The 21,868-nt window shown below is 69.4% G+C and carries 18 protein-coding genes; 11 read left to right on the forward strand and 7 right to left on the reverse strand.

Annotation, left to right across the window (positions count from 1 at the left end):
- Window positions 1-108 precede the first annotated feature (108 nt).
- Window positions 109-429 (forward strand): hypothetical protein, encoded by a 321-nt coding sequence (locus AC1VNM_RS08625; protein ID WP_377154821.1) that lies wholly within the window; start codon window positions 109-111, stop codon window positions 427-429.
- Here AC1VNM_RS08625 and AC1VNM_RS08630 read toward each other — a convergent pair.
- Window positions 413-1,741: a YihY family inner membrane protein gene (locus AC1VNM_RS08630; protein ID WP_483106599.1), complete on the reverse strand. Its 1,329-nt coding sequence runs from the start codon at window positions 1,739-1,741 to the stop codon at window positions 413-415. The two genes, AC1VNM_RS08625 and AC1VNM_RS08630, sit on opposite strands and share 17 nt — an antisense overlap.
- Window positions 1,742-1,760: 19 nt before the next feature.
- Between AC1VNM_RS08630 and AC1VNM_RS08635 the strand changes: the two genes are divergently transcribed.
- Window positions 1,761-2,261, forward strand: coding sequence for a DUF2069 domain-containing protein (locus AC1VNM_RS08635; RefSeq protein WP_483106600.1), 501 nt, complete (start codon window positions 1,761-1,763; stop codon window positions 2,259-2,261).
- On the forward strand, window positions 2,258-3,670 hold the full coding sequence (locus tag AC1VNM_RS08640) for an FAD-binding oxidoreductase (RefSeq protein WP_483106601.1): 1,413 nt from the start codon (window positions 2,258-2,260) through the stop codon (window positions 3,668-3,670). The genes AC1VNM_RS08635 and AC1VNM_RS08640 overlap by 4 nt, the downstream gene beginning before the upstream one ends.
- A 143-nt stretch (window positions 3,671-3,813) precedes the next feature.
- On the opposite strand, the gene AC1VNM_RS08645 is transcribed toward AC1VNM_RS08640, so the two are convergent.
- The gene (locus AC1VNM_RS08645; RefSeq protein WP_483106602.1) at window positions 3,814-5,019 is read right to left on the reverse strand and encodes an NHL repeat-containing protein; all 1,206 of its coding nucleotides are present in this window, start codon (window positions 5,017-5,019) and stop codon (window positions 3,814-3,816) included.
- Window positions 5,020-5,059: 40 nt separating this feature from the next.
- Here AC1VNM_RS08645 and AC1VNM_RS08650 point away from each other — a divergent pair, with 40 nt between their 5' ends.
- Entirely contained in the window at window positions 5,060-5,464 is a 405-nt protein-coding gene (locus AC1VNM_RS08650; protein ID WP_483106603.1) for a hypothetical protein, read from the forward strand.
- A 148-nt stretch (window positions 5,465-5,612) separates the two neighbouring features.
- Window positions 5,613-8,801 carry a sensor histidine kinase gene (locus AC1VNM_RS08655; protein ID WP_483106604.1) on the forward strand — a complete coding sequence of 1,063 codons (3,189 nt, stop codon included), beginning with the start codon at window positions 5,613-5,615 and terminating at the stop codon, window positions 8,799-8,801.
- Window positions 8,802-8,888: 87 nt separating this feature from the next.
- On the opposite strand, the gene AC1VNM_RS08660 is transcribed toward AC1VNM_RS08655, so the two are convergent.
- Both AC1VNM_RS08660 and AC1VNM_RS08665 read right to left on the reverse strand, forming a co-directional pair.
- Entirely contained in the window at window positions 8,889-12,122 is a 3,234-nt protein-coding gene (locus AC1VNM_RS08660) for an efflux RND transporter permease subunit (RefSeq protein ID WP_377154816.1), read from the reverse strand.
- A gap of 20 nt (window positions 12,123-12,142) precedes the next feature.
- A complete protein-coding gene (locus AC1VNM_RS08665; protein WP_377154815.1) occupies window positions 12,143-13,387 on the reverse strand; it encodes an efflux RND transporter periplasmic adaptor subunit in 1,245 nt (414 codons plus the stop codon).
- Between the two features lie 412 nt (window positions 13,388-13,799).
- Here AC1VNM_RS08665 and AC1VNM_RS08670 point away from each other — a divergent pair, with 412 nt between their 5' ends.
- Window positions 13,800-14,876, forward strand: a complete 1,077-nt coding sequence (locus tag AC1VNM_RS08670; protein ID WP_483106605.1) for a glycosyltransferase — start codon at window positions 13,800-13,802, stop codon at window positions 14,874-14,876.
- Window positions 14,869-15,798, forward strand: a complete 930-nt coding sequence (locus tag AC1VNM_RS08675; protein ID WP_483106606.1) for a glucosamine inositolphosphorylceramide transferase family protein — start codon at window positions 14,869-14,871, stop codon at window positions 15,796-15,798. The genes AC1VNM_RS08670 and AC1VNM_RS08675 overlap by 8 nt, the downstream gene beginning before the upstream one ends.
- A gap of 7 nt (window positions 15,799-15,805) precedes the next feature.
- On the opposite strand, the gene AC1VNM_RS08680 is transcribed toward AC1VNM_RS08675, so the two are convergent.
- Entirely contained in the window at window positions 15,806-17,233 is a 1,428-nt protein-coding gene (locus tag AC1VNM_RS08680; RefSeq protein WP_483106607.1) for an MFS transporter, read from the reverse strand.
- A 192-nt stretch (window positions 17,234-17,425) separates the two neighbouring features.
- Window positions 17,426-18,220 carry an inositol monophosphatase family protein gene (locus AC1VNM_RS08685; RefSeq protein WP_483106608.1) on the reverse strand — a complete coding sequence of 265 codons (795 nt, stop codon included), beginning with the start codon at window positions 18,218-18,220 and terminating at the stop codon, window positions 17,426-17,428.
- Window positions 18,221-18,363: 143 nt separating this feature from the next.
- Between AC1VNM_RS08685 and AC1VNM_RS08690 the strand changes: the two genes are divergently transcribed.
- From AC1VNM_RS08690 to AC1VNM_RS08705, 4 genes are all read left to right on the forward strand, one after another.
- A complete protein-coding gene (locus tag AC1VNM_RS08690; RefSeq protein ID WP_483106609.1) occupies window positions 18,364-18,780 on the forward strand; it encodes a FlxA-like family protein in 417 nt (138 codons plus the stop codon).
- A gap of 40 nt (window positions 18,781-18,820) precedes the next feature.
- Window positions 18,821-19,255, forward strand: a complete 435-nt coding sequence (locus tag AC1VNM_RS08695; protein WP_377154810.1) for a response regulator — start codon at window positions 18,821-18,823, stop codon at window positions 19,253-19,255.
- 131 nt (window positions 19,256-19,386) lie between these two features.
- Window positions 19,387-20,316 (forward strand): alpha/beta hydrolase, encoded by a 930-nt coding sequence (locus AC1VNM_RS08700; RefSeq protein ID WP_483106610.1) that lies wholly within the window; start codon window positions 19,387-19,389, stop codon window positions 20,314-20,316.
- Window positions 20,317-20,356: 40 nt separating this feature from the next.
- On the forward strand, window positions 20,357-21,037 hold the full coding sequence (locus AC1VNM_RS08705; RefSeq protein WP_483106611.1) for a DUF6928 family protein: 681 nt from the start codon (window positions 20,357-20,359) through the stop codon (window positions 21,035-21,037).
- A gap of 41 nt (window positions 21,038-21,078) precedes the next feature.
- On the opposite strand, the gene AC1VNM_RS08710 is transcribed toward AC1VNM_RS08705, so the two are convergent.
- Window positions 21,079-21,573: a VOC family protein gene (locus AC1VNM_RS08710; protein WP_483106612.1), complete on the reverse strand. Its 495-nt coding sequence runs from the start codon at window positions 21,571-21,573 to the stop codon at window positions 21,079-21,081.
- Window positions 21,574-21,868 lie beyond the last annotated feature (295 nt).

Here is a 21,868-nt window from a genome sequence, read left to right on the forward strand (position 1 = left end):
TTGCGAACGGCAGAATCAACCCCCTGTTACTTGACCCCTGCGTCAGCGTCGTCACAATGGGCCGCATTCGCGGAGGCGAGGGAGCGTATTGCAGTCAAGGCAGTCCACATGCAGCAACGCTCGTTTTCAGACAAGCACCCCCACATCCCCACCCCGACCCAACCGGCCACGATCGATACCGAAACCCAGGCGAAGCAGCTCCAGCTGCTGGATGGATCCGCGCGTCTGCGCGTCGCCGAGCAGAGAGCGCGCGAGCATCGCTCCACGCCCTTGATCGACAAGGCCGCGCTGCCGCTCGGCGCCACGCCGAAGTACGGCATGAAACCGACGGGCGCGACGCGACCCAAGCCGCCCTACCGGCGGGCGATCTTTTCCGTGGTGGCCCTGCTGGCGGTGATCGGCGGCGCGGCCGTCACGTGGCTGCGGTAGCGGACGCGGTCGAGGACGCCGCGGGCGTCAAGGGCGTCGCGAGCCCTGCCGCCCCGCCGGACCCGGCGGGTGCGCCGCGCCCGATCAGCACGCCCACGGTCGTCTGTTCCCAGCCGGCCTGCTCCCACAGCGCCGACAGGCCCGGCTGCCGGTCCGCCAGCAGCGTCCGGATGAGGGGCTCGGCGATCGTCGAGGACGGCTCGCAGAGCAGCACCAGGCGCTGCGCGCCCTCCTCTTCCAGGCGCCCGATCCAGTCCAGCTTCTGCAGGTGCTGGATCACAGGTTCCAGTTGCAGCGGGTCGACCGACATGCGCTGCGACAGGCCGAGCATCGACAGGCCCGACTCCCCGCCGTCGCGCGCCGCGTCGAGCTCGCCGATCACGTCCAGCGCCAGCGCCATCTGCATGCCGGGCTTGTTGCCGCGCACGCTGACGCCGCCGGCCAGGGCCGGCGCGTTGGCCGCCAGGATCGCGCCGAGCAGCACGATCGACCAGCCGACATAGATCCAGATCAGGAAGATGGGCACCGCCGCGAACGCGCCGTAGAGCGTCGAATAGGTCGGCACCTGCTTCACGTACCAGGCCAGCGCCAGCTTGGCCAGGTGGAAGGCCACGGCGACGAAGGCCGCGCCGGTCAAGGCGTGGCGCCAGCGCACGTCGGTGTTGGGCACGTAGTGGAAGAGCCCCGCGATCGCGGCCCAAAGCACCAGCAGGTCCACGCTGTTGAGCAGCACCACCAGCCCGCGCGGCAGGTTGTCGACGAGGTCGCGGCCGGCCGAGACCAGCAGGCTGGTGACCGTGAGGCTGCCGCCCAGCAGCAGCGGGCCCAGCGTCAGCGCCGCCCAGTACACGAGCACGCGCTGCGCGATCGGCCGCGGCCGTTGCACGCGCCAGATCTGGTTGAGCGTGCGGTCGATGGTCAGCATCAGCGACAGCGCCGTCACCGCCAGCAGGATCAGGCCGACGACGCCAAGCCGGTTCGCCTTCGCCGCGAACTGCGTCAGCGACATCAGCACCGGGCGCGCGATGTTGTCGGGGATCAGCGACTTGAGGAAGTACTTCTCCAGCGCGGACTGGAAGCTGGAGAACATCGGGAACGCGGTGAACAGCGCCAGCGCGACGGTCAGCAGCGGCACCAGCGAGATCAGCGTCGTGAAGGTCAGGCTGCCGGCCGTGAGGCCCAGGCGTTCCTCGCGGAAACGCTGCACGAACAGGCGCAGCGTGCGCGCATACGGCCACGTCAACAGCTCCCGTCCGAGCTCCCGGATTCCCTCGCGCCAGCTCTGCGTCTGCGCCTGAACTTCACTGATCATGCTGGCTATGATGCCAGCCATGTCAAGCCTCGATGCCGCCCCTTCGATGAGCGCCGCGCCCGCCTCGCCGACGTCCCGCTCGGCCCCGACCGCGCGCGAACGCGGCAGCCGGCAGCTCGCGTTCTTCGCCACGCTGGCGCTGGCGCTGGTGTGCCTGGCGTGGGAGCTCTGGCTCGCGCCGACCGGGCGCGGCACGCTGGCGATCAAGGCGCTGCCGCTGCTGCTGCCGCTGCCCGGCCTGTGGCGTTATCGCATGTACACCTATCGCTGGCTCAGCCTGATGATCTGGCTCTACGTGACCGAAGGGCTGGTGCGCGGCACGTCCGAGGGCGGCGTCGGCATGGCGCTCGCGTGGGTCGAGGTCGTGTTGTCGGTGACGATCTTCGTCGCCTGCGCCGCGCAGATCCGGCAGCGGCTGGCTGAGGCCCGGCTGGCTGACACCCGGCCGGATGCCGCCGGGGCAGTCGGGGCGTCGAGACAGGACGCCGCCGCGAAGGACACCGCGAAGGACGCTGCATGAGTGCCGCCCTGATCGATGCGCTGCGCGCGGCGCTGGGCGAGGCGCACGTCCTGCTGCCGGCGGAGCACGATCTCTCCGGCTACGAACGCGACTGGCGCAAGCGCTATGTGGGGCGTGCGCTCGCGGTGGTGAGACCGGCGGACACGGCGCAGGTCGCCGCGGTCGTGACGCTCGCCCGCGAGCACGGCGTGGCGCTGGTGCCGCAAGGCGGCAACACCGGACTGGTCGGAGGCGGCGTTCCCGACGACTCGGGCGCGCAACTGCTGCTCAGCCTGCAGCGTCTGAACCGAGTCCGCCAGATCGATCCGTCCAACCTGACGATGACCGTCGAGGCCGGCTGCGTGCTGCAGAACGTGCAGCAGGCCGCGCGCGACGCGGGCTGGCTGTTCCCGCTGAGCCTCGCGGCCGAGGGCAGTTGCACCATCGGCGGCAACCTCGCGACCAACGCCGGCGGCACGCAGGTGCTGCGCTACGGCAACGCGCGCGAGCTGTGCCTGGGCCTGGAGGTCGTGACCGCCGACGGCACGGTCTGGGACGGGCTGTCCGGGCTGCGCAAGGACAACACCGGCTACGACCTGCGCGACCTGTTCATCGGTTCGGAAGGCACGCTGGGCGTGATCACCGCGGCGACGCTGAAGCTGCATCCGCTACCGCGCGCGCGGATGACGGCGCTGGCCGCCTGCGACACGCTGGGCGACGCCGTGACGCTGCTGGACCTGGCGCGATCGCGCTGCGGCGCGGCGCTGACCGGTTTCGAGGTCATGAACGCGCTGTCGCTGGCGCTGGTCGGCAAGCATTTCCCGCAGCTGACGCAGCCGCTCGGTCCGCGGCCGTGGACGGTACTGCTGGAGCTGTCGGACAGCGAAGGCGAGGACCACGCCCGCACGCAGTTCGAGGGCCTGCTCGAGGAGGCCCTGGAGCGCGGCGCGATCGACGACGCGGCGGTGGCGGAGAGCCTGTCGCAGAGCCAGGCGATGTGGCACCTGCGCGAGTCCATCCCGCTGGCGCAGAGCGAGGAAGGCCTGAACATCAAGCATGACATCGCACTGCCGGTGTCGCGCATCCCGGCCTTCGTCGAGCGCTGCGACGCGCAGCTGGCGGAACACTTCCCAGGCTCGCGGCTGGTGGACTTCGGCCACTTGGGCGACGGCAACCTGCACTACAACGTCCAGGCGCCGGAGGGGGTCGCGCCCGCAGACTTCCTGCGCGAGCACGAGGCCGGGGTCAACGCGCTCGTCTACGACCAGGTGACGGCGCACGGCGGGTCCATCTCCGCCGAACACGGCATCGGGCAGCTCAAGCGCGAGGAACTGGCGCAACGCAAGAGCCCGGTGGCGATGCAGCTGATGCGGCAGATCAAGCAGGCGCTGGATCCGCGCGGCCTGCTCAATCCGGGTCGGGTGGTCTGAACAGCGGACCCGCCAGTGCAAACGCCCGATGCACGGCATCGGGCGTCCTTGATCGGCGAGGGTCGACGATCAGGATCGGTCAGCGGCCCCAGGGCACGTCAAGACCTGGCACCTCGCACCGGCACACCGCCGGTCGCGACGGATCACGGCGTGCGAACAGGGCTGATCTTGCGGATCAGGTTGTTGTTCTGATCCGCCACATAGACGTTCCCGTCGCTGTCCACGGCCACGCCTTCCGGCTGACGGAATGACGAATTGGCACCAATGCCGTTGACCGATCCGCTCGCCCCGGAGCCCGCCAGCGTCGTGACATCGCCCGCCGGAGTGATCCTGCGGATCAGGTTGTTTCCCGAATCCGCCACATAGACGTTCCCACCCCGGTCCACGGCCACGCCAGCTGGATAGTTGAATGCGGCACTGAGGCCATTGCCGTTGGCGGCGCCCGCTTGCCCCGAACCCGCCAGCGTCGTGACATCGCCTGCGGGCGTGATCTTGCGGATCAGGTGGTTAGTCGTATCCGCCACATAGACATTCCCGACACTGTCCACGCCCACGCCCACCGGCAGCGTGAACTTGGCCAACACGCCAAAGCCGTTGTCCGCGCCCTGCGCTCCGGAGCCTGCCAGCGTCGTGACATCGCCTGCGGGTGTGATCTTGCGGATCAGGTTGTTGCTCGTATCCGCCACGTAGACGTTCCCGCTACCGTCCACGCCCACGCCAAACGGAGCGCTGAAGCGCGCAGCGGCGCCATTGCCATCGGTCGCGCCACTTGCCAACGAGCCTGCCAAGGTCGTGACATCGCCTGCGGGCGTGATCTTGCGGATCAGGTTGTTGTTCGAATCCGCCACATAGACATTCCCGTTGCCGTCGACGGCCACGCCTGCTGGATTGGTGAATGTTGCATTGACACCATTGCCATTGGCCGAACCCGACGTCGCCGAGCCCGCCAGCGTCGTGACGTCGCCTGTGGATGTGATCTTGCGGATCTGTTGGCCATCCTGCACATAGAGGACTCCCAGACGGTCCACGGTCACGCTGCCTGGCGCAGAGAACTGTGCATTGACGCCATTGCCATTGGCGGAACCATTCGCCCCTGAGCCCGCAAACGTCGTGACGTTCGCCTGCGCTGCGGTGCACACGACGGTCACGTTGCTCACCGGGGAGGTCGCGCTGCCGCTGCCGTTGGTGACGGCGCAGTTCTGCCACAGCGGTTGCGCCTTGACAGTGACGGTATAGGTTGCGCCATTGGTGACCGGCGTTGCGAAGCTGAAGGCACCGTTGCCTTGCACGCGCAGGTCTTCGCTACCGTTCTTGCTCAGAATCAGGTCATTGCCAGCATCCAGACCCATCACGTTTCCGCCAATGGGGCGGGCAGGATCCGGAACCGGCGTGGTCGGTGTCGTCGGTGTCGTCGGTGTCGTCGGTGTCGTCGGCGTCGTCGGTGTCGTCGGTGTCGTCGGCGTCGTCGGTGTCGTCGGCGTCGTCGGCGTCGTCGGTGTCGTCGGTGTCGTCGGTGTCGTCGGTGTCGTCGGTGTCGTCGGTGTCGTCGGTGTCGTCGGCGTCGTCGGCGTCGTCGGCGTCGTCGGCGTCGTCGGCGTCGTCGGCGTCGTCGGCGTGGTCGGCGTGGTCGGCGTGGTCGGTGTCGTCGGAGTCGTCGGATCGGTGCCCACGGGAGGAGACGCCGGGTCAACAGGCTCGCCGCCGCCGCCGCAAGCCGCCAAGCTCACCGATAGACAGATCGACACCGCCGCTTTCACGGTATTCAGTGCCGCTCGCCGCGGCGCCTTGACTTGAATCGAATGCATCGCGTTGCTCCAAAGTTGCTAGGAGCTGCCTAAGTCTCACTGGCGCACAGAGAGTTCGCGAGACGGATGTTTTGGTTGCCAAAACTGAACAGGAAAAGTGTGAGAACTTCGGCACCGCCACCCCGCAGGCACAATCCATGCGCTTCCGCGCCCGCCTGTCCTCGATGCCCCTTCCGACGCCCCCGCCCCCTTCACGACTGATCCGTCTTCATCTGCTCGGGCTGGCCGCCGGTCATGCGCTGACCGTGCTGCTGACGCCTGCCGCGCACGCGCAGTCCGCGACGCCGTCCGAGCAGCCCCTCGCGCACCTGCAGCACACGACCTGGACGCTCAAGGACGGCATGCCGGGTCCGGTGATGGCGATCGCGCAGACCACCGACGGCTACCTGTGGCTGGGCACCGGCACCGGACTGTTCCGCTTCGATGGCGTGCGCTTCGAGCGCTTCGACGCCCTCGCCGGTGAATCGCTGCCGAGCCGGCAGGTGCTGTCGCTCTTCGCGACGAAAGACAACGCGCTGTGGGTCGGCCTGCTCGACGGCGGCGCCGCGCTGGTGCGCCAGGGCCGCGTCCTCCACGTCGATCCGGCCGGCGGGCATTTCTCCTACTCGACGCGGGCCTTCGCCGCCGAACGCGACGGCACGCTCTGGGTCGCCACCGGTCGCGCGCTGCTGAAGCGCCAGCGCGACGCCTGGATCCCCGTCGGACCGGAATCCGGCTACGTCGACGCCAGCGGCCATCCCCCGCCGACGCTCAACGTCGCGGTGGACGGCAGCAACAACATCTGGGTCGTCACCGACCGCGCCATCTTCGTGAAACCGGCAGGCGCCGTGCGCTTCACCGTCGTCGATGTGCCGGCGCTCGGCCAGTCGCAGCTCGTGATCGGCGGCGGCCGCGCCTGGGCCAACGACATGTCGCCTGCTGTCGGGGGTCTGCGGCCTCTGCCGCTGCCCGGCGAGTCGACCGACCCCGCCGCGCCACCGGTCGCCGTGCCGAAAAGCTTCTTCGTGCCCGCGTTCGACCGCAACGGCAAGCTCTGGTTCGGCGCGAAGGACGGGCTCAATCGTCTGGCGATCGAGGGCGCGGCGGCCTCCGCGCCGGCGGCGCATCAGTACCTGGGCACCGACAAGGGGCTGTCCGGCGAACTCGTGACCCGCGTCTTCCAGGACCGCGACGGCGCGATCTGGGTCGGCACCAACGGCGGGCTGGACCGCTTCCGCGGCGCGGCGGTCGACCGCGTCGAGCTGCCCGACCGCAGCGCCAGCATCGCGATGACGGCGGACGCGCAGGGGCGCGTCTGGATCGCCTCCGGGAACTCCATCCAGCAGTTGGCGCCCGGACAATCGACGCCGGAAAAGATGCCCACCGACCCTCGGATGGAAACCTTCACCGCCGTGTTCGTCGACAGCCGGCAGCGGCTCTGGGTCGGCGGCCGCACCGGGCTGTGGCGGCAGGAAGGGACCGGCTTCGTCCAGGTGCCCACGCCCGACGGGCAGCCGTGGACCGTCCCGGTCTTCGAGATCACCGAGGACACGACCGGCGCGCTCTGGTTCAACGCGCATCGCTACGGATTGATGCGCTACGCCGATGGTCGTGTCACGCGACTGTCCGGCAGCGAGGGGTTCCCGCTCAAGGGGCCCGACGCCATCGGCACGGACGATCGCGGCCGCGTCTGGATCGGCTACAACGACGGCAGCGTGCTGCGGCACGAGGCCGGCAAGACGACGGCGCTGTCGTCGGCCGACGGCTTGAAGGTCGGCGCGATCAAGGTCATCGCGCGGCAAGGATCGCACCTGTGGATCGGCGGCGAACGCGGCGTGCAGCTCGCGTCCGAGGCCGGCATGCCGATGCTGCGCCTGAAGGACCCCGAAGCGCTGGACGGCGTCTCCGGCATCGTCGAAACACCCGATGGCGAGCTGTGGCTCAACGGCGCGAACGGGATCACGCGGCTCACCGCCGACGAAGTCCGCCGCGCGCTGACCGCGTCCAGCGACGGCGCGCGCCCGTCGGGGCGCCGCTTCGATCTGATCGACGGTCTCTCGGGCCGCGCCGAGCAGTCGTGGCCGCTGCGCACGGCCGCGCGCACGCCGGATGGCGTGCTCTGGTTCTCGCTCAGCAATGGCGTGGTCCGCATCGATCCGGCCCGTCTGCCCAAGGGCGAGCCGGCCCCGCCGCCGGTCGAGGTGCAACGGCTCTTCGTGCACGGCGAGCCCGTGCCGGTCGGCGGCAGCGGCGGCAACGGCGCGAGCGACGGGCACGCTGGCAACGGCCCCCAACGCCTGGCCGCCGGCACGCGGGACCTGGAGATCGCCTACACCGCCATCAGCCTTGCCCAGCCCGAGCGCACGCGCTTCCGATATCGCCTGATCGGCCAGGACCGGGACTGGCAGGACGCCGGCACGCGGCGTCGCGCCTTCTATACCAACCTCGGGCCCGGGACCTACGACTTCCACGTCGAGTCCTCCCAGGACGGCGGCCCATGGAGCGCCGCGCCCGCGACGCTGCGTTTCGAGATCGCGCCGACCCTGACCCAGAACGCATGGTTCCGCGCGGCGGCCGTGCTCGCGGGCTTCGGCGCGCTGGGGGGGCTGGCCGCGCTGCGCGGGCGTCAACGCCGCCTGCATGAACAGGACCGCCTCGCCGCCCGAGTGCAGGAGCGTGAGCGCATCGCGCGCGACCTGCACGACACGCTGCTGCAAGGCGTCTACGGACTGATCCTTCGATTCGAGGCCATCGCTCGCAGGCTGCCCGGCACCGAGCGTGCCGCGATGGAACGCGTGCTGACCGACGCCGATGCGCTGCTCGTCGAGGGCCGCGACCGGGTCACCGACCTGCGCCTGCCGCCGCCCGACACCAATCTGCTCGAGCACACGCTGGAGGCGCTGGGGCGCGAGCTCTCGCACACGCACGGCGCCGCCTTCGCGCTGACGGTCGAGGGCACGCCGAGGCCATTGGCGCCAGCGCTGGCCGCGTCGATCTGCCTGATCGCGCGCGAAGCGATCTTCAACGCGTTCCAGCACGCCCAGGCCGAGCGCATCGAGGTCACGCTCCGGTTCGACGACGCCAGCTTCGCGCTGTTCGTGCGGGACGACGGCGTCGGCGTACCCGACGAGGTGCAGGACCGCGGCGGCCGGCCGGGCCACTGGGGCCTGTCCGGCATGCGGGAACGCGCGGAACTCGCCGGCATCGTCTACCGCCTCACGTCCCGCCCCGGCGCGGGCACGGAGGTCGAGCTGCGCGCGGCGGCCACGCAGGCGTACGCCGCGTCCGGCGATGCCGCGTCGCGCGCGTCCGGCGACGCCTGGTGGCGCCGCCTGCGGCGCGGCTGACCGGCCGGAAACGGAAAGGGCGCCTGGTCGAGGCGCCCTTCCCTTCACCGTCAGGCGTCGCCGGCGCTCAGCCCCGGCCCGCGCACCTCAATCGTCGCCCGCGCCCAGCACGGCCTCGTGGTGCGCGACGGGGCGGCCGCGGTTGATCAGCCCGGCGATCAGCCACCACACGAAGATCAGCGTGGTGAGGAACCCGACGATCACCGCCAGCTCGACCAGCCGGTTGATCGCCATCGCGCCCACCTTGCCCCAGCCATCGGCTGCCTTCGCCACGCGGGCGCGCTGCTTGTCGCGGAACATCTCGATGCTGTCGTAGAAGCTCGGCACCATCAGCAGCGTCAGGAAGGTCGACGTGATCGTGCCGCCGATGATCGCCACCGCCATCGGGCGGTAGAACTCGCCGCCTTCGCCGATGCCCACCGCCACCGGCAGCATGCCGGCGATCAGCGCGAAGGTCGTCATCAGGATCGGCCGGAAGCGCTTGCGGCCCGCGTGCATCAGCGCCTCCTCGCGCGGCACGCCGGCGGCCTCCTCCTGACGCGCCGCGTCCAGCAGCAGGATCGCGTTCTTCGCCACCAGGCCGGCCAGCATGATGATCCCGATGAAGCTCATCAGGTTCAGCGTGCCCTTCGTCAGCAGCAGCGCCACCACCACGCCGATCAGCGACAGCGGCAGCGACAGCATCACGCCCATCGGGGCCGTGAAGCTGCCGAACTGCATCACCAGGATCAGGTACATCAGGCCGATGCCCGAGAACAGCGCGATGGCCATCGCGCTGAAGACCTCCTGCTGGTCCTTCGCGGCGCCGGCCAGCTCGATACCGTAGCCGGGCGGGAAGTTGATCGCCTTGGCCAGCTTCAGCGCGTCGCTGGTGACCTCGCCGGGCGAGCGGCCGTGCGCGTTGGCCGACACCGCGATCATCCGCTTGCCGTCCGCGTGCTGGATCTTGGCCGGGCCCTTGCCCATCGTCACCGTCGCGATCTGTTCCAGCGGCACCATCACGCCGGCGCCGGTCACGGCGATCGGCAGGCGCTCGATGTTGCTGGCGTCGACGCGGTCCTCCGGCGCCAGCCGTACCGCCACGTCGCGCGTCTCGCTGCTCGGGTCGATCCAGTCGCCGACCTCCACGCCGGCGAAGGCCACCCGCAAGGAGTTGGCCGCGTCGCCCACCGAGATTCCCAGCGTGTTGGCCAGGCCGCGGTTGAGCTCGATCTGCAGCTCGTTCTGCGGATCCTGCTCCGACAGGCCCACGTCCACCGCGCCCGGCACGCGGCGCAGCTTTTCCATGTAGTCGGTCGTGATCTCCATGAGCTTGCGCGAGTCCGCGCCGGAGAAACGGATCTGCACCGGCTTCTGCGCGCCGTTGTTCAGGTCGTCGAGCACGACGTACTCCGCCCCGACCAGCCGCGCCACCCGCGTGCGCAGGTCGGCGGCGATCTCCGCCGCGCTGCGCTTGCGCTGGGTGCTCTTGCCCAGGTCCACGTAGATGCGGCCGCCGCTGGCGTTGACGCTCTCGTTGGTGGCCACCGTCTCGGGCATCTCGCGCGCCAGCGCGGACGCGGCGCCCATCTTCAGCCGCGCGTACTCGAGGCTGGACGAGGCCGGCGTCCGGACCTCGATGGCGATGGTCCCGGAATCCGACGCCGGCAGGAAGCTCGTGCCGCCCAGCTTGACCTGCAGGAAGATCGCGAGCGCGAAGCTCAGGACCGCGAACACCGCCATCCAGCGGCGGTGATGCAGCGCCCAGGCGATCACGTGACCGTAGCCGTCGGCCTGGCGGTCGAACCACTCGTTGAACGCCTGCAGCTTCTTGGAGATGCCGGTCTTGGGCGCTTCGTGATGCCCCGGGGGATCGCCCCAGAACGCCGACAGCATCGGGTCCAGCGTGAACGAGATGAACAGCGACACCAGCACCGACGCGACCACCGTCAGCCCGAACGGCCGGAACCATTCGCCCGACACGCCCGGCATGAAGGCCACCGGGATGAACACGGCCACGATGGAGAAGGTCGTCGCCGCGACGGCCAGGCCGATCTCCGCGGTGCCCTTCAACGCGGCGGTGCGGCGGTCGGCGCCGCGCTCCATGTGGCGCACGATGTTCTCGCGCACCACGATCGCGTCGTCGATCAGCACGCCGATCGCCAGCGACAGGCCCAGCAGGCTCATGAAGTTCAGCGTGAAGCCGCACAGCCAGACCGCGATGAAGGCCGCGATCACCGAGGTCGGCAGCGACAGCGCCGTGATCATCGTCGAGCGCCAGGAGTTCAGGAACACGTAGACGACGAAGATCGTCAGGCCCGCGCCAAACACCAGCGCGTGGATCACGTTGTTCAGGCTGTCCTGCGCGTCCTGCCCGCCGTCCTGCACGACCTCGAGCTTGGTGCCCTTGGGCAAGGACTTGTCGATCTCCTCGACCAGCTTGCGGACCTCCTTGGCCACGCTCACCGTCGAGGCGTCGCGCGAGCGCGTGACCATGATGCCGACGTTCGGATGGCCGTTGCGCACCGACAGGCCGGTCTGCTCCGCGAAGCCGTCCTGCACCGTGGCCACCTGGCCCAGGCGGATCAGCTCGCTGCCGGAGCGCTTGACGACGATCTGGTTGAAGTCGGCCGGCGACTCGATGCGGCCCAGCAGCCGGATGCTCTGGTCCTCCAGCTGTCCGCGCACCTTGCCCACCGGCGCCGTCGTGTTCTGCATGCGCAGCGCGTTGACGACCTCGGTCACGGAGACGTTGAACTCGCGCAGCTTCTGCGCGTTCAGCAACACCGACAGCTCACGCTTGAGCGAGCCGTTCACCGTCACCGTCGCCGCGCCGGGGATGGCGCGGAAGCGGTCGGCGAACTGGTCCTCGGCCATCCGCGAGATCTCGGCATGCGACTGGCTGCTGGACGACAGCGCCAGCTGCATGATCGGCTGCGCCGACGGATCGACGCGCTGCAGCACCGGCTCGCGCATTTCCGTCGGCAGCTTGTGGCGGACCGCGGCGATCGCGTTGCGGACCTCGTCGGCCGCCTCGATCATGTTCTTGTCGAAGTTGAAGAACAGCAGCAGCTGGGCCGATCCTTCGCCCGAGGTCGAACGGACCTCGTTCACGCCGGAGATGCTCTGCAGCGACTTCTCGATGCGGTTGACGATCTCGCGCTCGGAGGTCTCCGGCGAGGCGCCCGGATAGCTGATGCTGACCACCAGCAGCGGCAGGTCGACGTCGGGCCGCTCGTTGACGCGCAGCTTGGACAGGGCCAGCAGGCCCAGGGCCATCAAGCCGATGATGATCACGATCATCGCGATCGGCTTCTTGACCGAGAAATTGGAGAGGAACATGGTTCAGGCTCCTGTGCGCATCACTGGGCCGACGCGGCCGAAGCCACCGGCAGCACCGGCAGCGGCGCGGCGGTGGCGCCCGACGTGGTCGATCCCGCGGCGGGGGCGCCGCTCGGGTTCGTCATGCCGGTCGCCGTCCTGGCGGTCCCGCTGGCGGACACGGCCGTCTTGCCCAGCTCGACGCGCTGCCCGTCGAGCAGCGTGCTGGTCGGGCTGCGCAGGATGCGATCCCCCTGCTTCACCCCGCTCGTGACCACGTACAAGCCCTGGCGGTCGTCCCGGGCGCCCAGGTTCACCGGGGTCTTCGCGACCTTGCCGCCCTCCACGCGCCAGACGAAGGACTTGTCGCCCTCCCGCACCAGCGCGCTGTCGGCCACCATCAGCGCCGAGATGCTGTTGGTCTGCACGCGGCCTTCGGCGTAGAGGCCGGCCACGCCGGGCTGCTGCGCGCCGGCGAAGTCGACCAGCACCTCGACCTGGCGGGTGTTGGCATTGGCGGCCTGGGCGATGCGGCGCACCTTGCCCTGGAAGTCCACCTGCGGATAACCGTTGACGCGGAAGTAGACCGTCTGCGCCAGCTTGAGTTCGGACATCCGGTCGGCGGAGACCAGGCCCTCGAAGCGCATCGACGCGGGGTCCATCACCTTGATCAGTTCCTTGCCGATCTGCGCCGAGTCGCCCGGCGAGACCTTGCGGTCGCTGACGACGCCGTCGAACGGCGCGCGCACCTCGGTGCGCTGCTGCTGCTGGCGCGCCGTGGCCACGCGGGCGCGGGCGGCGACCAGGTCGCTCTGCGCGTTGTTGCGGCGGATCTCCGCGTCTTCCATCGCCTGGATGGAGCTCATGCCCTGCGCCTGCAGCGTTTTCAGGCGCTGGTATTGGCGCTCGGCCTGTTCGAAGCTTTGCGAGGACGCACGGGCGGACTCGTCGGCGGACTGGACCGTGTCGCGGATGGCCGTGTCGTCCAGGCGCACCAGCAGGTCGCCACGCTTCACGCGCTCGCCGTTCTCCTTGTAGACCTGCAGCACGATCGCCTGGAGCTCGGCGCGCAGGTCGGCGCGGCGTTCCGGCTGGATCGAGCCGGTGATGACCGGGCCGCTGGCATAGGCGCTCACGCCCAGGGTCTGGACGTCCTCGGGCGAGACCAGCAGGCTCGGCGCGCTGGCTGCCTCGGCCGCGGGCGACGCCTTCTTGTCGGGAGAGGACTTGCCGCAACCGGCGAGCAGGGACGCAACGACAAGGGCAATCAGCGACAGACGCAGCATGAAGCGGGCTCCGGGGGAACGTGGCAGTTGGCGTGAAGAGGTGTCCTTCGTGCGAAAGCCGCAAAAAGGCGCGCTAGCTTAACTTCAATGACCCTGCATGCAGGTGGTCACGCCTCGCAGTTCATCCCAGGGAAACAGCGGTTCGTCGCGCCGACGACCGCAGGTCCGCCACTGCCGGTTTGGTTACGTGGCGTTTCATCCCACTCGGGGCCACTCAGCCCTGTCCGCGCCGTCGCGCGCGCCACTTCCGCTCCTAGTGTTTGGCCCGCGTCAACACTGGGCAGGGAATTGCGCACACCTTTTGGCGAGGGCTCACCGTACACCCCACGATCTCGGGGGAAATCCCGCTCTATTGCTGAATGTTAAGAAATAGACTCCAAACGTTATTTATCCCTTTTGCCGATTCGACGTCATGCGCGCACTCTCCATCGTCCATGTGGTCTTCTCGTCTCGCATCGCCGGGGGCGAGCATCATTGCGTCGACCTGGCCAACGCCCAGGCCGCGCTGGGTCACACGGTCCACGTGATCGGACCGGCGGGATCCGCGGTGCGTCACGCGCTGGACCAGCGCGTGAGCTACCACGGCCTGCGCCTGCCCTTGCTGCGCGGCGCGCGTGTGCGCCGGTTGGCCACGAAGCTGGGCGCGGACGTGGTCCACGGCCACCTCGGCCCCGCCTGCAAGGCAGTGGCGGCGGCCAAGCACAGCGCCCGGGTCGGCACGCTGCATGTCGGGTACAAGTCGCATCACCATGCGCGGATGGACGCGCTGGTGTGCGTCAATTCGGCGCAGGTCGGTCACCTGAAGGAATTCGACGGCATGCATCGCGTCATCTACAACTGGGCCCCGGAACGCGCGCCCGGCTCCTGCGCCGCGAAGGCACCGTCCGGCTCGCTGCGCATGGAGCTCGGCATCCCCGCCGCCGCGCCGGTGATCGGCTGCGTCGGCCGGCTGCACGCGGCCAAGGGCATGCACACGCTGATCCAGGCCTTCCAGCAGCACGCGCCGGCGAACGCCCACCTGGTGCTGATCGGCGAAGGCCCGCAGCGCGCGGAGCTCGAGGCGCTGCGCGGCAACGACAAGCGCATCCACCTGCTCGGATTCCGCTGGAACGTCGACGAGCTGCTCGGCGAGATGGACCTGTACGTGTCCTCGTCGCGCGAGGAGCAGTTCCCGCTGGCCATCCTCGAAGCCATGCGTGCCCGTCTGCCGATCGTGGCGACCGCCACGCTGGGCGCGCGCGAGATGCTGGACCCGGCGCAATCGGCCATCGTGGCGATCGACGACGCGTCGGCGATGGGTCAGGCGATCGCCGCCGCGCTCGATCAACGGCAACGCGACCACCGTCGCCCGATCGACTACGACATGCAACGCTACGACCGCTCGACCGCCGTGCGGGCCACGCTGGGGCTCTATCAGGACGTTCTGACGCGCCAGGGCGCCCGGGAGAAAAACCTGGCTGGCCTGAGCGTGGAAGACGTTCGTGGTTAAGCGTCCGAAGTCGGACTTCTGGACCGTCGGCGTCGTTCCCGAACGCATCGATCTGCTCAGCCCGGCGCGCCTGCGCGAACTGCGGGACCAGATCGTCTGGATGCCCGAGGCCGGCGACTGGCGCTATTACGCCGATCCCTTCGCCTTGCGCGACGGCGACGCGCTGCATGTGTTCGTCGAGAACTTCGACTACCGCACCAAGCGCGCCGACCTGCAGCGACTCACGCTGGATCTGAGCAACGGCGCCTGGAGCGCGCCCAAGCCGGTGCTGCAGACGCCCTTCCACCTGTCCTACCCGTTCGTGTTCGAACACGACGGGCAGGTGTGGATGGTCCCCGAAACGAGCCAGGCCGAGGAAGTCGCGCTCTACCGCGCCGTGGACGGCGCCGAGCGCTGGGAACGGTGGGAGCGGATCTGCGCGCTGCTGCCGGGCGTGCGCGCGGTCGACGCCTCGCTGCTGCGGCACGACGGCGTCTGGTGGATGTTCTATGCGGTCATCGGCCCGGACAAGCGCGACCAGCGCGAGCTGCACGTCGCCCATGCCGAGTCGCTGCAAGGCCCGTGGACGCCGCATCGCGCGAATCCGGTGAGGTGCGCGCATGATGGCGCGCGGCCCGCCGGCACGCCCTTCGTAGGCGCGGACGGTCTTGTGACGCTGCCGGTCCAGGACAGCCGCAACGGCTACGGTGGAGCGACGCGCTGGCTGCGCTTCAACCGTCTGACGCCGGACGCCGTCGAGGTCCAGGCACTGCCGGCGACCTTCACCGGCGACCTCGCGCATCGCGACTTCGCCAGCGGCCTGCACACGATGTCCGCCTGCGGCGACGTCACGCTGATCGACGTGAAGCGCATCGACCGCTCGCGCCACCGCCAGTGGCTGGACTGGAAGCGCCGCGTGCGGCGCTGGTTCGGCAAGCGCTGAGGCGTCGCTAGTCCGCGTCGTGCATCGAGGGCGCGATGTCCTCCAAGGGTTTGCGCTCCGCGTCCACGCCGAAGCGCAGCGCGAGCAGGCCTGCCACGATCACCAGCACTGCACCGATGCCGTAGCCGATCGCGACGTTGCCGCGGTCGCCGCTCTCCACCAGCCATCCGAACAGCAGCGGTGCGACGAAGCCGCCCGCGCCGGTGCCCACGGCGTAGAAGATCGCAATGGCCATCGCGCGCATCTCGAGCGGGAAGACCTCGCTGACCGTGAGATAGGCGGAGCTGGCCGCCGCTGACGCGAAGAAGAACACCGCCGACCAGCACAACGCCTGGGAGCGCGCGTCGAGCATGTCCGCGACGAAGGCGATGCCGGTCGCCGCCAGGCCCACGCCGGCCAGACCGTAGGTCAGCGCGATCATGCGACGGCGGCCGACCCGGTCGAAGAGCGGCCCCAGCAGCAGCGGGCCCAGCACGTTGCCGAGCGCGAACGGGAAGATGTAGAGCGCCACCCGATGATCGGCGACGCCATAGAAGCGCGTGAGCACCAGCGCGTAGCTGAAGAAGATCGCGTTGTAGAAGAAGGCCTGCGCCAGCATCAGCGACAAGGCCACGCCGCTGCGGACGCGGTAGCGGCGCAGCAGCACCCGCAGCACCTCGCGCATCGTGGGCACGGCGCGGCGGTGCTCGCTCCGATCCGCCGGCGGCGGCGGCAGCGGCGGCAGCGGCCCGTGCTGGGCGGCGACCTCGGCCTCGATGGCGTCGATGATCCGGCCGGCCTCCTCGCCCCGGCCATGGCGCAGCAGCCAGCGCGGGCTCTCGGGCACGTGGCGGCGCACCAGCACCATGCCGACCGCCAGCAGCGCGCCCATCGCGAAGCCCACGCGCCAGCCCTGCACCGGGCCGAGCACGTCCGGATGCAACAGCAGCAGGCTGGAGGCGGCGCCCAGCGCGGCGCCGATCCAGAAGCTGCCGTTGATGGCGAGGTTCACCCGACCACGCACGCGGGCGGGCACGAGCTCGTCGATCGCGGAATTGATGGCGGCGTACTCGCCGCCGATGCCCAGTCCGGTGACGAAGCGGCACAGCGCGAAGAAGGTGAAGTCGGTGGAGAAGGCCGTCGCGAGCGTGGCCACGGCGTAGATCGCGAGCGTCGCGAGGAACAGCCGCTTGCGGCCGAGCCGGTCCGACATCCGGCCGAAGACCAGTGCGCCGACGATCGCCCCGGCGAGATACAGCGATCCGGACCAGCCGACCTGGACCGCGCTCAGGCCGAGGGTGTCAGGTCTTTCCAGCACGGCGCCGACCGAGCCGACCAGGGTGACTTCAAGCCCGTCAAGCACCCATGCCACGCCCAGCGCGAGCACCACGCGCCAGTGCCAGCGCGACCAGGGCAGCCGGTCAAGCCGGCGTGCGATATCGAGGGAGGCTGTCATCGACGCCAGATGCGGCAATCGGCGTTCCAAACCGGAGCCGCCGCTCCTGACCGCCCCAATCGGCGGAAACGCCGCGACCCTCAGTCAGCGCATGCCAGCAAGACCGAAGTCAACGAGCGCGACTGGGGCCGGAAGGGTGCTTGGGGGTCCTGGAGGGATCCCCCATGCCCCCTGGAGCGCCCGCGCCCGGCCTCACGACGTCTTCTTCCAAGCTGCCGCAGCCTCTTCCCACACGTCGGGGCTGCGAGCCACGAGCAACCCCGGCTGCCGGTCGCCAGCGCGATAGGGCGTGCCGTCCAGCCGCGCCGCAAAACCGCCGGCTTCCGTGATGAAGAGCGTGCCTGGCGCATGGTCCCAGGCGAGCTTGCGCCAATACAGCGTCGCGTCGAAGGCGCCTTCGGCGAGTGCGGGGTACTCCGCGCCGGCGCAGTTGAGTCCGGGCAGGATCTCGACGCCCTGCCAGGTCGCGACGCGGTCCTGGTGTTCCTGCGGAAGGAAGCGCGTCTTGACGACGGCCCGCTTCAGCCCGGAGCCCGGCGCCGTGTGCAGCCGTTCCGTCTCCCGCCAGGCGCCCTGCCCGCGCCGGGCGTGATGCAGCACGCCCGAGATCGGATCCAGCATCCAGGCCCCGACGGTCACGCCGTCTTCCAGCAGCGCCACCATCGACGACAGCGGTTCGCGCCCCGAGATGAAGTTGAAGGTCCCGTCCAGCGGATCGACCAGCCACACGGCGCCCTCGTCGAGCTGGTCGAGCAGCTCCGGCGTCTCCGCGCATTGCTCTTCGCCGACGACGCGCGAGCCGGGCACCAGCGCACGCAGTTCGGGGGTGAGGAAGGCCTCGACATCACGATCGACGGTCGTGACCCACTCGCCGGGGGCTTTCTCCATCACCTCCTCGTCCGCCAGATGACGGAAACGCGGCGCGATCCAGGTGGCGGCGGCGTGGCGCAGCAGTGCGGCGACGGGGTCAGGCGTTGTCGAGGTCATCCGGGGATGCTACCCGCAGTGCCATGACCCCGGCGTGAGCCTCGGCGCGGGTCCGGGCAGCCGCTGCACGCACGCGGTCGCCCCGGGCCCCCTCAAGACCCGGCCCCGGGGGCCGATATCGGAGCATCGCCCGGGAATCCATCATGCACGTCGCCATCCCCTCCGCCTCCTCGGCATCGACCTCGACGGGGACCTCCTCCGCGGCCTCCGGCACCGGCCCCGACGCGCAGATCGCACGTCTGCAATCGCAACTCAAGCAGTTGCAGAAGCAGATGAAGGATCTCGCCTCGGACTCGACGATGGACGCCCAGGCGAAGGAAAAACGCCAGAAGCTCCTGCAAACCCAGATGCAGATGGTGATGGACCAGATCGCCCAGATCCAGAAACAGGCGGCGGAGGCCGCGCAAGCGAAGGCAGCGGAGCGATCCGGCCAGAGCGCCGCGCCCCAGGCCTCGACGCAGGCTCAGGACCGGGACCACGATCGGGACGCTGATGAGGCCGGCGCGAGGCGCTCTCCCGCTCACGCGTCGCTGGGCGCCTTCCTCGACGAATACGCCTGAGCCTCCTCACGCTAGGATTCCACCCCTGAAGGGGTTCCACATGGTCACGACGATCAAACGCGAAGAGTTCTGTTTCCTGGTGGTCGACGATTTCTCGACCATGCGCCGCATCATCTCCGGGCTGCTCCGCGAGCTGGGCTTCAAGAAGATCCTCGAGGCCGAGGACGGCAAGGCCGCGCTGCGCCAGCTCGAACTCTGTGCCGAGTCGGGCGAACCGGTCCACTTCGTCCTCAGCGACGTGAACATGCCGGTGATGAACGGCTTCCAGCTCCTCGAGGCCCTGCGCGCCAAACCGGAGTCCGATCCGCTGCGCAAGGTGCCGGTGCTGCTGGTCACCGCCGAGGGCCGCAAGGAAGACATCATCCGCGCCGCCCAGCTCGGCGCGACCGGCTACATCGTCAAGCCTTTCAACAAGGACACGGTCGGCGACAAGATCCACCTGACGCTGAAGAACCGGAACATCCTGGTCGACTGAGGCACGCGCGGGGCCTGGCGCGCGCACCTGACGGGGATCCGACGCACGTAACGCACGTAACGGCTTCCAGGGAGTGCCCCGCCGCCACGCCGCGAGACACTCGCGACCCTTCGTTGCTCCCGCTCCCTCGCATGACCGACCGCAGGCAAGTCCTCGCCGCGGCGCTGGGTTCGCTGCTGATGCCGACCACCCGGTCCATCGCCGCGCCCGCGCTGCCGGATGCCACCGGGCCTTACGCCCTGCCCGGCACCTTCGTCCATCCGCTGCCCGATCCGGCCACCGGCCGCCGCTACGAGGTCTGGATCGACCTGTCGCCGAATGCGCCTCCAAACACCGGTCCCCGACCGGCCGTGTTCGTGACCGATGCGCCCTATGCCTTCCCGCTCGTGCGGGCGCTCCGCAACCGCGTGGGTCAACAGGGTCGCAACCTGGCCGATTTCGCTGTCGTCGGGTTGGCGGGGCCCGCGGATGAATCCGCCGTGGAGATGCGCTCGCGCGACTACACCCCGAGCGATCCCCGGACGCGGCCCGGGCGGCCCGCCGATCGCTATGGCGCCCCGCGCTACGGCGAAGGGGCGGCCTATCTCAAGTACCTGGCCGACATCGCAGTACCGGCGATCTCCGCGCGCTACCAGCTCGACCCGGCCCGCCGCGTGCTGCTCGGGCATTCCTACGGCGCGTTGTTCGCGGCGCAGGTCCTGTTCGCCAGGCCGGCGCTGTTCAGCCACTACATCCTCGGCAGTCCGTCGTTCTGGTTCGATCGTCACCTGGTGTTCGAGCAGGAAGCGGCCTACGCGAAGCAGCACACCGACCTGGCGGCCCGTGTCTTCCAGTACGTCGGCGCCTACGAGGCCGTCGCGCCGGGACCGCGCTTCAACAAGGAGAGCGACCTCGTCGCCGACGTGCGCCGGTTCGAGACACAGCTGCGCAGGCGCCGCTACAAGTCGCTGCGCATCGAGAGCCGCGTTCTGGCCGGCGAGGACCATCTCACCGTCGCGCCGGCCGGCGCGACGCTCGGCCTGCTGTGGGCGCTGCCCGGGAAAGGGCCGTACGAGGGTTGACGCGATTACCATCCTCGCCACTGAACGGAGAGGATGGCGCATGGGGGCCAAGACTTGGATGCTGGTCATCTCGGACGGCGACGCTCGCGCGGCCCTGGAAGGGCAGCCGGCGCTCGACCGCGATGCCACGCGCGCGCTGGCGGAACGGCTCTTCCCGGGAGAGTCGCTCGAACTGATCGGCGAAGGCGATCTGAGCTACACCAATCCGCCGGACCCGCTGATGTTCATCGGCTGCTTCCCCGGCGTCTCCATCATCGCGGCCAGCGAGTTTGCGGTCGACCACCCGTCGCAGCTGCCGGGCCGCTTCCTCGACATCGCCGGCAAACGCCGGATCACCTTGCACGCGATGCACAGCGTGGTGGACTGGTTCGCCTTTGCCGTCTGGGAAGACGGACGCCTGATCCGCTCCCTGAGCCTGTCCCCCGACAGCGGCATCCTGGAGGACATCGGCGAGCCGCTGCCCTTCGAGGCGCCGTACTGGGCGGAGCAGCAGCGCGTGACCAGCGACCCGGGCGAGGACGCCTACCCCCTGCCCTTCCATCCGCTGGAGCTGGGCGAAGAGGTCCTGCTCGCCCGGTTCGGATATCAGCTCGAGGGCAGTGGCGCAGCGAGCGTCGATCCGTTCTCGATCCCCTTGCTGCACTTTCAGCGCTCGGGCACGCGGCGCAAGGCGGCGGCGGAAGAGACGTCCGAGCCCTCGCCCTGGTGGAAGTTCTGGTGACGGTGCTGGCCGTGGCGCACGCGACGCCCCGGCCGTGCGGCTCAGGCGCCTGAGCCGGACGGCCCGCCCAGAGCCTTCACCACGTCGTCCGGCGCCTGCACCAGTTCGATCAGCACGCCCTCCCCGCCGATGGGGAACTCGCCGCTGCTCTTCGGGTGAATGAAGCAGATGTCGTGGCCTGCCGCGCCCTTGCGGACGCCGCCCGGCGCGAAACGCACCCCGTTCGCGGTCATCCACTCCACCGCCTTGGGCAGATCGTCCACCCACAACCCGACGTGATTGAGCGGCGTCGCGTGGACCGCCGGCCGCTTCTCCGGATCCAGTGGCTGCATCAGATCGACCTCGACGCGATGGGGCCCGGCGCCGATCGCGCAGATGTCCTCGTCGACGTTCTCCTGTTCCGACACGAACGTTCCGGTGACCTCCAGCCCCAGCACGTCCACCCACAGCCGGCGCAGCGCTGCCTTGTCCGGCCCGCCGATGGCGATCTGCTGGATGCCGAGGATCCGATAAGGCTTCGTTGCGTTCATCGTCATATTGATTGGCCGTCAATAACTAATAGGGGTGTCATACCCTGGAAACTGAGCGTGACCAGCCAGCTGGAAACCCGTGAACTTATCACGCCCGACACACGCCAAGCCCGGTCGAGCCCAGGGCCTGCCCAGGGTTTCCTCAGACTTCGTTCACACTGCTTACATCGTGTTTCAGGTGCGCGCTGCAGCAATCCGTCGCTCATCGAGCCGGGCCTCGTCGTGCATCCGGACTTCAGGATCACGCCTAAGTGCCGATCACCATTGGATGTCTGGCGCGTGACAAGTGAACGATCGTTCG

It is taken from the genome of Mitsuaria sp. MSU3D (assembly GCF_056867975.1).